This is a genomic window from Myroides sp. LJL115, assembly GCF_054871665.1.
Window position 1 is genome coordinate 24,667 of sequence record NZ_JBTXLS010000007.1, and the last position, 12,543, is coordinate 37,209.

The window sequence follows — 12,543 nt, forward strand, 5'->3', positions numbered from 1 at the left end:
GTGAATGACCCAAAATGGAAATTAAAAATATATTTGGTAAGTCAACTAAAACACAACAAATTTTAAAAGACTTACAAAACAGCGCTCAAAAATTATACTGTAAAGGACTGATTGGGTCTTCTGTTTCTTTCTTGATTGAAAGTATTTTCAATCAAGACAAGCAGAACTTCCTATTTTTACTAAATGACAAGGAACAAGCTGCCTATTATTTAAATGATTTAGAAAACTTAATCAATAAACAAGAGGTACTCTTTTATCCTAGCTCTTATAAAAGACCTTATCAAATTGAACAAACAGATAACGCAAATATTTTATTAAGGGCAGAGGTTTTAAACCGAATTAGTACTTCTAAAAAATCATTGATTATTGTATCCTACCCAGAGGCAATCTTTGAAAAAGTTGTAACTAAAAAAACATTAGAACAAAACACTCTAACTGTAAAGGTTCAAGATAAATTAAATATAGAATTTCTAAACGAAACCCTATTTGAATATAATTTCAAAAGAGTAGATTTTGTTTCTGAACCTGGAGAGTTTGCTTTACGTGGGGGAATAGTAGATGTATTCTCTTTCTCTAATGATCATCCTTACCGTCTTGAGTTTTTTGGAGATGAAGTAGATAGTATTAGAACCTTTGATGTAGAAACTCAATTATCATTAGAGCTGCAAAAGAAGATAACAATTATTCCTAACTTAGAAAACAAGTTCACACAACAAACCAGAGAAAGTTTTCTAGATTATATTAGTTCTTCAACAGTAGTGATTACTCAGGATCTAAGTCATATTAGAGAACAATTAGACAATTTCTTTTCCAAGGCAAATGATGCTTTTAAGCAACTTTCTAAAGATATTAAGCATAGTGAGCCTAGTGATATGTTTATCGACTCTAAGGAGTTTACAAATCAACTAGAATTATTTAAAACAATTGAACTGTCCTCTAGTGGTTGCTTTGATAATACCAAAACTTATGAGTTCCATATAAAGCCACAACCTTCTTTTAATAAGCAGTTTGATCTTTTGGTAGCTAACCTGAACCAAAACACACAAGATGGTATAACTAACTATCTATTTTGCGCCAATGACAACCAAGCAAAGAGATTCAAAGAAATTTTCAGTACACTAAAACAACAAAACACAGCTGTTGAATCCTATAAAACACTTGTATTTCCATTATACGAAGGGTTTATAGATGAAGAAAATCAAATAGCTTGTTACACGGATCACCAAATTTTTGAGAGATACCATAAATTCACGATTAAAAATACCACTTCCAAAAAACAAAATATTACTCTAAAGGAACTAAATTCCCTAGCAGTAGGAGATTATGTTACTCATATCGATCATGGTATTGGGAAGTTTGGAGGCTTACAAAAAATACAGGTAGAAGGTAAAACCCAAGAGGCTATTAAATTGGTCTATGCGGATAATGACCTTGTCTATGTAAGTATACATTCCTTACATAAAATTGCAAAATACAATGGTAAGGATGCCACTACCCCAAAAGTCCATAAACTTGGTTCAAATGTTTGGAAGAATTTAAAAAATAAAACAAAAGCAAGAGTCAAGCATATTGCCTTTAATCTTATACAGTTGTATGCAAAGAGAAAAGCACAAAAAGGTTTTGTATTTCAACCAGATAGTTATCTGCAACATGAATTAGAAAGCTCCTTTATCTATGAAGATACTCCAGATCAAATTACAGCTACACAAGATGTGAAAAATGATATGGAAAGTGATCGTCCAATGGATAGGTTAATCTGTGGAGATGTTGGTTTTGGTAAAACAGAGGTTGCAATTCGTGCAGCGTTTAAAGCAGTTGAAAATGGTAAGCAAGTTGCAATTCTTGTACCAACTACCATCCTAGCTTTCCAACATTATAAAACATTTACCGAAAGGTTAAAAGACATGCCGGTTCGTGTAGATTATTTAAATCGCTTTCGAACAGCTAAAGAGAAAACTGAAATTCTACAACAACTAGCTCTAGGAAAAATCGACATCTTGATTGGAACCCATCAAATAGTTAATAAAAGCGTTTCATTTAAAGACTTAGGTTTGCTTATTATTGATGAAGAGCAAAAGTTTGGCGTGGCAGTTAAAGATAAATTGAAAACAATTTCTGAAAATGTAGATACCCTTACTCTAACAGCAACTCCAATTCCTAGAACTCTACAGTTCTCCCTTATGGCTGCTAGAGACCTATCTGTGATTTCAACTCCTCCACCAAACCGATATCCTATTGAAACATCCGTTATCGGATTCAATGAAGAAATCATTAGAGATGCTATCACCTATGAAATACAACGAGGAGGTCAAGTGTATTTCATTAACAATAGGATTGAAAACATCAAAGAAGTAGCCGGAATGATCCAACGATTGGTTCCTGATGCTAAAGTGGGAATAGGTCATGGACAACTCGATGGTAAAAAATTAGAAGAGCTTATGCTATCTTTTATGGATGGGAAATTTGATGTACTAGTAGCTACAACAATTATTGAAAGTGGTCTAGATGTACCAAATGCAAATACAATCTTAATCAACAATGCTAATAATTTCGGATTATCTGACTTACATCAAATGAGGGGTAGGGTTGGTAGAAGTAATAAAAAGGCGTTTTGTTATTTTATATGTCCACCATTTTCGGTAATGACAGAAGAAGCCAGAAAGCGTATTCATGCTTTAGAACAATTCAGTGATTTAGGTAGTGGGTTTAATATCGCAATGAAAGACTTGGAAATTAGAGGAGCTGGAGACATACTTGGCGGAGAACAAAGTGGTTTCATCAATGAAATCGGGTTTGAAACCTATCAAAAAATTATGCAAGAGGCAATCGAAGAGCTTAAAGAAGACGAATTTAAAGACTTATATGCCCAAGAAGATAAACAAGGTCCTACTTCTTTTGTAAAAGAAACTCAAATTGACACCGACTTTGAAATCCTATTTCCAGATGAGTATATCAATAATATAACGGAAAGGCTTAACCTTTATAATGAATTAAGTCAGTTAGAGTCAGAAGAACAATTAATAGAATATCAAAAAAGATTAATTGACCGTTTTGGTCCATTACCTCAACCTGCTATTGCTCTTTTAAATAGTCTTAGAATCAAATGGTATGCAAGTAAAGTGGGCATTGAAAAAGTTGTACTAAAACAAGGTAAGATGTTATGCTACTTTATTGCGGCTCAAGATTCTGGTTTTTACCAGTCCTCTGCCTTTTCAAAAGTACTTACTTTTGTGCAACAGCATGCTAACCTTTGTAAATTAAAGGAAAAACAAACCAAACAAGGACTTCGTTTGATTTTGACTTTTGATCATGTCAAATCAATAAAACAAGCCTTAGAATTTACAATGCTATTGAATCAAAAATAAGCATTGAAAAACTAATTATATATTTAAAAAACAATGAATTCAACTATAAAAGTTATTGCTTTTGATGCGGATGATACTCTCTGGATTAATGAGCCTTTTTTTAACCAAGCAGAAAAACAATTTTGCATTTTAATGGAAGACTACTTAACCCATCAAAGTATTTCACAAGTTCTTTTTAAAACACAAATTGACAATCTTCCTCTTTATGGTTATGGAATTAAAGGTTTTACTCTTTCTATGTTAGAAGCCTCAAATTACATATCTAAAGGACATATCACAGCTAAAACGACCCAGAAAATCATACAAATAGGTAAAGAACTACTTACTAAACCTGTGGAACTTTTAGATGATGTACAAGGTGTACTTGAAGAACTTCAAAGTAAATATAAATTAGTAGTTGCTACTAAGGGTGACTTAAAAGACCAACATAGGAAGTTACATAAATCAGGGCTTGGAAAATACTTCCATCATATTGAGGTAATGACAGACAAAGAACCTACAGATTATGTACAACTACTAAAACGCTTAGATATCAAAGCAGAAGAGTTTCTTATGATTGGAAATTCTTTACGTTCAGATGTACTACCAGTTCTAGAGTTAGGAGGATATGCAGTGCATGTACCTTTTCATACTACTTGGTTACATGAACATGTGGATCACGAGGTGGTACATCCTAATTTTAAAACAATTAAGCAGCTTTCTCAAGTCGTAGACTTATTACCATAAAATAAAAAAGGTTTGTCTCAAAAAGGTTACTTCGTTGTCATTCAGAGGTAATTTGTTAGGTATAGTTTATATTTCAAATTAAATAATTAAATTATACTAGGTAAAATACGATATTTATTAAACAAAAAACGGGGCTGTCTTCAATTGTGAGACAGCCCCTTTTTTATACTAAAGCTCAACTTTTTTTAAAAAAATTAAAAAAAGCAATTTCCTTATTATAAAGAAAATTGCTTTTATAGAATTGTTGAGTCTTCACTCAACCACTGAAATTACTAATCTTGAATCGCTTCAAAAATAGGAGTACCTATGTTACCATTTGGCATTTCTATTTTTAAAATCTCTGCGATAGTAGGTGCAATATCTGTCATATTTGTAGGGCGTATAGTCTTTCCTGGTTTTACTCCCCATCCCATAAATACAGCAGGAATATGTGCATCGTATGATCCCCAAGTACCATGAGTAGTACCTGTACTATTTTCACGTCCACTATACCATTGTGGCTCTAGAATAAATTGAACAACACCACTTCGCTTTAAATTATATCCATTAATAATTCTTTCTTTAATTTGCGAAGGAATACTTGAAGATGAAGTATTATCCATATCTGTTACAAAAGCGATACCATCCACTTTTTTAAGCTCTTTTACAATCAATTCACGAATAGCAGATTCGTCCAAATCTTTCTCTGCTATTAGCTTATTATCTAAATGAACCTGGTAGTTACTCATGCTTATTATAAGCTTAGGCTCTCCAAATTTTTTCTCTAATTTTTCATTTAGCATATTTCGAGTAACAGAGGTATTAAAATAACCAGCATTTCCGCTTTGATCCTTATAATAACGAGGATTATGCGCTGCTCCGTGGTCAGCACTTAAAAACAATGTATACTCTCCTTTTCCTATTTTATTATCTAAATAAGTTAAAAATGCTGCTAAGTCTTGATCTAATCTTAAATAAGTATCTTCAATTTCAACAGATTCGATTCCAAACTGATGTCCAATATAATCTGTAGAAGATAAACTAACAGCTAAAAAGTCTGTTACATTTTTAGGATTATTACCCAAATTCTCTGCTTCAATAGCAGCAACAGCAAAGTCCAAAGTTAAACTGTTACCATAAGGGGTTGCCTTAATCAACTCATAACCTCCTTGTTTTTTCAATTTCACTAAGTTTCTAGGAAAAACAGGTTTGTCCTCTCCATCAAACTTTCCTTCGTATATGCTATTGTCTGGATTACTTAAAACATAAGTGTCTATATCGTATAATGTATTCCAACCTTTCTTATAATACTTATCCACATTTTTTTGATCATTGAACTTCTTTACCCATTTAGGTAAATCTTCCATATAATAAGTACTTGTTATCCAATGTCCACTATTTCCGTCTAACCAATAAGCAGCATTGGCAAAATGACCTGCTGGTAAAATTCCACCTCTATCTTTGATAGAAATTCCAATTACCTTACTCTGAAAATTAGTCGCTAACCTTAGTTGATCCGTTACCGTGGAAACTAATAAGTTCTTAGGAGACTGTTGTCCTACACTACCCTGTCCTCCGACTCCTTGTACACTATCATCTTGAGTACAGTACATACTCTCACCTGTAGCTTGAATAATAAAATCATTACCTGCTATACCATGAATTGCCGGTACACTTCCAGTATAAAGAGTACTGTGTCCAATAGCAGTAAAAGTCGGAACGTAATCAATATTGGTATTTTCACTAGTAAACCCTTCGTTTAAAAGACGTTTAAAGCCATTGTCTTGGTAGCGATCATAATAGCGATATAGGTAATCCCAACGCATTTGATCTACTACAACTCCCACTACTAATTTTGGTTTATCCTTAGTAGAAGAATTAGCTAAACCTCCTAAAGAAAACAAACAGCAAACTGCTGCAAAAATGCTTGAACTGAATTTCATTTTTTTGGATTTTAATACAAATAAGCCCACCTATTATTTAAAGTAAACTATATTCTATAACATTCATAAATCTATTAAAGCAAATGTAATAAAAACGCTAAATAACCAAATCAAAATTGAGATTATTTTCATTAAAACATATTACCTATAAATTAACCTTTCTTTACTAAAGTATTAAGTCTTATTACTTTAACACAACACTAACATTTAAAAATACTCTACTTATAAATTATAGCTAACAAACACTCCAAAACTAGAATTATAAACACTACTCTTAGCTCGGTTGTCATTTTCATATGCATTAGAATTATCTAATAGGGAAGCAAATCCTCTTGTATATTGGGCTCCCAAACTAAGGCCAAAACCAAAATTATAGCTTAATCCACAAACTAGCCCATAGTCCATCTTTTGAAGATAATCCCCTTGGCTTTGATCATTAGAACTATCTCCATAAATGGAATAATCCTTATAGGTATTTCCATTTTGATCCACTCCGGTTATACTTGAATTTAAAAGCACATTAATATAAGGCCCTGCATATAGATCAAAGCCTGTACTCTTTACACTAAAACTAATAGGGTTAATCCGAATACTATGCATTTGTAGTTTTGACTTTATTGTCCCATATGTTTGATGCTCTACATCAAAACTTACTCCATAATTTTGATAAAAGACTTCGTGTTTGAAACCAATATGCCTATTAATAGGATTATCAACTTGTAAACCTGCAAAGAAATTATTGGAAGCTTCAATCTTCCCTTTAGAGGCAAAAACTTCTTTATCTTTTCCTATCAGGGTAGATTGTAGCCATCCAGCTTTTACCCCAAAAGAAACTTTATCTTGATTCTGCGCACTTAAAGCTAAAGTAAAACTTAAAGTAAGCCATAAAATATATTTGTTCATACTCTTTTTATTTAAATTCAATATCCCAAATTCCAGCAGCTCTTTCTAACTCTACCAATGAGATGGCATATTCCAATAAAGTATTTGCATAGGATACCTGAGTATCATTATAAGTTCTTTGTGCTTCCAATACTTCTAGTAAGCTACTTGAACCTCTTAAATAACTATATCTAATTCCTTCAAAAACTTGCTTAGCTTCTACTAGCATGCCGCTTTGATAACGATAAATCTGTTTTTGTTTAGTTAGGTAATTTTTGAAGGCTCCCTGTATTTCTGTATTAGCTTGAATAAGTAAATTTTTATATTCAAGTAAAGCCATCTCATGGCTATATTGAGCAGATTTCACCCCACTTTCTCTTTTATTAGAAAATTTTAAAGGCACACTTACACCAGCTTTAACTACAGTATGGCTCGGAGTTGGTGCAATGATGTTTTGGGCATAAGAATTAGTCTCAACTCCCAAAGTAAGACCTAGATCTATGACTTTTTCTTTTTTAGCCAATATTATTTCTTTATCCGCTACACTTATACTTTGCTCAGCTACCATTAAATCCACTCTGTTATATTGAGCCGTTTGCAGTAATTCTTCTAAAGAAAATAAACGCTCAAAATGATTAAAATCACCTAATGGGCTAAATAATTCATTGGTATTAGTGTTAGATACAAGAGTGTTTAAATCAAGTAGACTAGTATTTAACTCATCTAAAGCATCCTCTAAATCATGTAACATATTGCTAGCCTCAAGTTTACTTTGTATAGCAGAAACTTGACTAATTTGTCCTAAACTATATCGGATACTATCACTTTGAGAAACCTGTAGTATAGATTCATAAGAGCTTTTCTGTATAGCAACAATTTCCATGTTTTGCAGTGCCTGGAAATAACTAATGGTACTTTGAGCACGTAAATTCTCAAAAAACTCCCTGAGTTCTAACTGGGTTAATTCTAATTGATTTAAAGCCAATTGATTTCTTGCTTTTCTTTTTCCACCTAGTTCTAGATCCCAAGATACTTCCGCTTCAAATCCATATCCCATATCAAGCCTTTTTTGTTGATTATCAAACCAAGCAAAACTTAACTCAGGATCTGGCATTATCTTAGAGGCTACCACTTGAGCATTAGCAATATCTACTTCGAAACGCTGAGCAGCAAGTGAAAAATTATCCGAAAAGACTCTTTGCAAGAATTCTTGATAAGTAATAGGTGTCGTAACTACTTGCTCTATTTGTTGAGCCCTTCCAAGAGGACTCAACAAAAACACGCTTATACAAACTAATAATTTAATATATTTTAACTTCATTATTCTACTCTTTAACTTGTTCATCCTTTATAAAGTCGCTATCCTTACCCCATTTTAGCTCTACCATATAGTACAGTGCAGGTAGAACAAATAATGTTAGTATAGTGGCGAAAAGCAACCCATAAACAATCACTGTTGCTAAAGGTCTTTGTACATCTGAACCGATTCCAGTTGCCAAAGAAGCTGGAAAAAGTCCTAAAATAGCAACTGTTGCTGTCATTAATACAGGTCTAAAACGCTGTTCTGCTCCCTCTATCACAGCTCTTTTCAAAGCAAAACCTTTTTTCCTTAAATCATTAATATGGGAAATCATGATTACTCCATTTTGAATGGCCACCCCAAATAAAGCGATGAATCCAACTGCAGAAGAAACATTTAAAGACATCCCACGAATATTCAAAGCAAGCATGCCTCCAAAAAGTGCTAATGGCACTACAATCATAAGCATACCTGCTTGACGGAATTGACCAAAAGCTCCATAAAGTAACACAAACATTAAACATAGGGTAAGTGGTATTATAACCGATAACCTACTATAAGCGCGATTTTGGTTTTCAAACTGACCACCCCACTGAATGTGAAACTTATCGTGATCATAGCTAATGTTTTGTTCTATTTTAGCTTGGGCCTCACTAATTAGAGAACTTAAATCTCTATTTCTAACATTTAATTTTACAGTCAAATGCCTCTTATTCATTTCTCGTGTAATAGTGCTTTCTCCAGTACTTGTACTTACTGTAGCAACTTGAGACAATGGAATCTTAGCCCCTGTTGCACTTGTAAGCATCAAATTGGCAATCTTCTCTGGTGTATCTCTAGTTTCTTCGGTATATCTTGCACTAATATCATACACTTTATTATCTATAAATACTTGAGAAATAGCTTTACCACCGATAGCTACTTCGATTAATTCAGCAACATCAGCAACATTTAATCCATATTGAGCTATTTTATCTCTATTGGCATGTATTTGCAATTGAGGTAAAGGAGGCTCTTGATCAATGGCTAAATCTACTGCACCTTCCACCTCTTGAAGTGTTTCTAAAACCTGTTCAGCAATTCGTCTTGTCTCTTGAAAATCTTCACCATATACTTTTACTACTAATTCACTATGTGCTCCAGAAATCTTATCCATAACCCCATCAATCATAGGTTGTGCAAAACCAACACTAAACCCAGGAAGGCTTTCATATTCTAAAGCTAATTGCTCAATCAAATCTTCTTTGGTTTTTCCTCTTGGCCATTCTTTATATGGCTTAATACCAATTGAACATTCAAAGTGGGAGGCGGTAAAAGGATCTGTACCATCATCATTCCTTCCTGCTTGCACCATAATATAAGTTACCTCATCATATTTCATGGTTCTTGCTCTTAAGCTATCACTAAGCTCTTTGGATTTATCTAAAGATATACCTGGAGGTAAAGTAACTTGTAACCAAATCGAACCTTCATCTAAGGGTGGTAAAAAATCTTTACCAACATGAATCGATAACGCTATAGTAGCTACTAAAATAAGACCAATAGGCGCGAAAACCCTTTTAGGTCTATTGATAAGACTCACAATTCTCTTGTCATAGAGTTGTGTAAGTTTATCTAGCCATCTATTATGATAGATTTTTCTAGGCTTTCTATAAACTGCATATGCAAGTCCTGGTATTAAAATAAGAGCCACTAAAAGTGCTCCTATTAAAGCATAACCAACTGTAAATGCCATTGGAGTAAATAGCTTTTTCTCCACTCTTTCAAAAGCAAACAGTGGAAGATAGGCAGTGATAATAATGATTGTGGCAAAAAACACAGGTCTAGCAACTTGTTTGGCCCTCTCTGCAATACTTTTCTCCTTTAATTCTCCTTCAGGCTGTTCTTCCCTTTTTTTCAAAATAGATTCCATCATCACAATAGCCCCATCTACTATAATCCCAAAATCGATTGCTCCTAGAGATAATAGATTGGCAGGAATATTAGTGAAATGCATCATAATGAAGGCAAAGAGTAGAGAAATTGGAATGGTTATAGCTACTAAAAGAGCTCCTCTCCAACTTCCTAAAAACACGATTAATACGATAACCACCAAGGAGATACCCTCAATTAATGTAGTAGAAACAGTATGCAATGTCGTATCTACTAAATCTGTTCTATCTAAAAAAGTATGTATTCTAACTCCTTGGGGTAAAATATCTTGATTCAATTCCTCTACAGAGGCATGAATTTTCTCTAACACCACAGAAGGGTTTTCTCCCTTTAATAAAAGTACTATTCCCTCTATACTATCGGAGTAATCTCTTTCTCTATCACTATAACCTAAAATACCTTTACGCTCTAGATTACCATATTTTAGGATCCCTACATCATTTAAAAAAATAGGAATACCATCTTGAGCTTTTACAACAATTTTTCCCAGATCTTCTAAATCCTTGATCAGACCAATACCTCTTACTACATATCCTAAATCTCCTCTGTTTAAAATACTACCTCCAGCATTAACGTTATTATCTTGTACTGTCTGTGTAACATCACTTAATGACAAATCGTATTGCTCCAATTTTATAGGGTCTAATTCTATTTGAAATTGAGTTGTAATTCCTCCAAAGTTAGTTACCTCAGCAATTCCTGGAACTTGGTTTAACTTAGGTATAATTACAAAGTTTTGTAAATCGGTTAATTCTCTTAAACTATACCCATCACCTTCGATAATATATCTATAAACTTCTCCTATTGGAGAGGTTAAAGGGTCTAATTCTGGCTTAGCTTCATAGGGTAAGTCTACTTGATTCAATCTCTCTTGAATACGTTGACGAGCAAAATAATCTTCAATTCCATCTTCAAAAACAAGAGTAATCATTGATAGCCCAAAAGTACTATTACTCCTCATTACATGCATTCCAGGCATTCCGTTCAAAGCTCTCTCGATAGGAATTGTGATTTGCAATTCTATTTCCTCTGCAGCTAAACCAGGAACTTGGGTAACTACTTGTGAAGTAGTGTCTGCAATATCAGGATAAGCCTCAATCGAGAGTTGTTTCCAAGAATAATATCCGAAAATACATAACAAAGAAAACAACGCTACCATAAGCCATCTTTTGTTAATGGCTATATCAATAATATTTTTTTTCATTTCTGTTTTTTTTTTCCTAATGTAACTTAGGTAAATAAATACCACCTTGGCTAACTACAACATCCTCTGGAAGTAAACCAGATGTAATCACTGTATTGTCTTGATCTACCCCACCGATAATCACATTTTTTCGCACAAATTCAAAAGGAGCAATCTCTACAAATACAAAAGAGTCTTTTTCTCCTTGCATAATAGCACTTGTTGGTACTAGTAAAACCTTTTGAGGCTTATCAATGAACCTAACACTAACATACATTCCTGGCTTCAAAATTCTTTGTGTGTTATCCACTTCAATTAAAACATCAATACTTCTAGTTTGCTCATCTACTATTTCACTGATATGATAAATCTCTCCTATTAAAGGAGTATCAGGCATAGCTGCTAACTCCACTTGGACTTTATTTAATCGAGTTAAATGCAATAAGTCTTTTTCCTTAATTTTACCTACTATCCATATCTTATTTAAAGAAGCTACTTTAACTACAGGCTCAGAATCTTGTTGAATATATTGCCCAATAACAATATTATCCTCAATTACTTCTCCTTGAATAGGTGAACTAACCTTTAAAGGCTGCCCTAATCTAAGGTTCTTAACATCTACATCATAAATTTTCATAGCTGCTATAGCATTATCAAAAGCAACCCTGGCAATTGATTTCTGAGTTTGAGCTTGCTCGAACTCTTGTAAAATTCCCACACCATTATCCAGTAAGTCCTTTTGTCTATCAAAATCTAAAACAGCTTGGTTGTATTCTTGCTGAGAATCTAAATATTCTTTCTGTGTTTGATAAAACTCTGGAGAAGATACCTCAAAGAGTACCGTACCTGCTTCTACCTTTTGACCTAACTTAATAGAGGATTTCAAAATTCTACCAGAAAAAGGAGAAGCTACTTCTGCATACTTATTGGGAATCGCCTTTACAAGACCCGCAGTAACTAAATTGAAACTAAAGTCCTTTTGAATTACAGTGTCCATTTTCAAACGCGAACGCAAGTTAGAATCCTCTGGTATATTTATTATTTGATTCTCTATGGTAAAGGCTACAGAATCCTGTACTTGCTCCTGTTTTTTAGAACAAAAAGTAAGAAAGAATCCTAAAAACCCCACCATTACTTTGAATACAAATCTTTTCATACAATTACATTTTACTAATTCCTAAAAAATATGTTTTTCATTAAAACATTAACTTTATCTATAAAGTTAATAAACTT

Annotated in this window: 7 protein-coding genes; 2 read left to right on the top strand and 5 right to left on the bottom strand. The window is 33.3% G+C overall.

The window, feature by feature from the left end; translation table 11 throughout:
• Positions 1–14: 14 nt before the first annotated feature.
• On the top strand, positions 15–3,365 hold the full coding sequence (mfd, locus tag ACYSNX_RS03025; RefSeq protein WP_461753211.1) for a transcription-repair coupling factor: 3,351 nt from the start codon (positions 15–17) through the stop codon (positions 3,363–3,365).
• A gap of 33 nt (positions 3,366–3,398) precedes the next feature.
• Positions 3,399–4,091 carry an HAD family hydrolase gene (locus tag ACYSNX_RS03030; RefSeq protein ID WP_461753212.1) on the top strand — a complete coding sequence of 231 codons (693 nt, stop codon included), beginning with the start codon at positions 3,399–3,401 and terminating at the stop codon, positions 4,089–4,091.
• Between the two features lie 272 nt (positions 4,092–4,363).
• Here ACYSNX_RS03030 and pafA read toward each other — a convergent pair whose 3' ends face one another.
• From pafA to ACYSNX_RS03055, 5 genes are all read right to left on the bottom strand, one after another.
• Positions 4,364–6,013 carry an alkaline phosphatase PafA gene (pafA, locus tag ACYSNX_RS03035; protein ID WP_461753213.1) on the bottom strand — a complete coding sequence of 550 codons (1,650 nt, stop codon included), beginning with the start codon at positions 6,011–6,013 and terminating at the stop codon, positions 4,364–4,366.
• A 222-nt stretch (positions 6,014–6,235) separates the two neighbouring features.
• Positions 6,236–6,916 carry a porin family protein gene (locus ACYSNX_RS03040; RefSeq protein WP_461753214.1) on the bottom strand — a complete coding sequence of 227 codons (681 nt, stop codon included), beginning with the start codon at positions 6,914–6,916 and terminating at the stop codon, positions 6,236–6,238.
• A 7-nt stretch (positions 6,917–6,923) separates the two neighbouring features.
• Complete coding sequence (locus ACYSNX_RS03045) at positions 6,924–8,216, bottom strand: TolC family protein (RefSeq protein WP_461753215.1); 1,293 nt, start codon at positions 8,214–8,216, stop codon at positions 6,924–6,926.
• A 4-nt stretch (positions 8,217–8,220) separates the two neighbouring features.
• Positions 8,221–11,331 (bottom strand): efflux RND transporter permease subunit, encoded by a 3,111-nt coding sequence (locus tag ACYSNX_RS03050; protein ID WP_461753216.1) that lies wholly within the window; start codon positions 11,329–11,331, stop codon positions 8,221–8,223.
• A gap of 16 nt (positions 11,332–11,347) precedes the next feature.
• Positions 11,348–12,466, bottom strand: coding sequence for an efflux RND transporter periplasmic adaptor subunit (locus ACYSNX_RS03055; RefSeq protein WP_461753217.1), 1,119 nt, complete (start codon positions 12,464–12,466; stop codon positions 11,348–11,350).
• Positions 12,467–12,543: the final 77 nt, after the last annotated feature.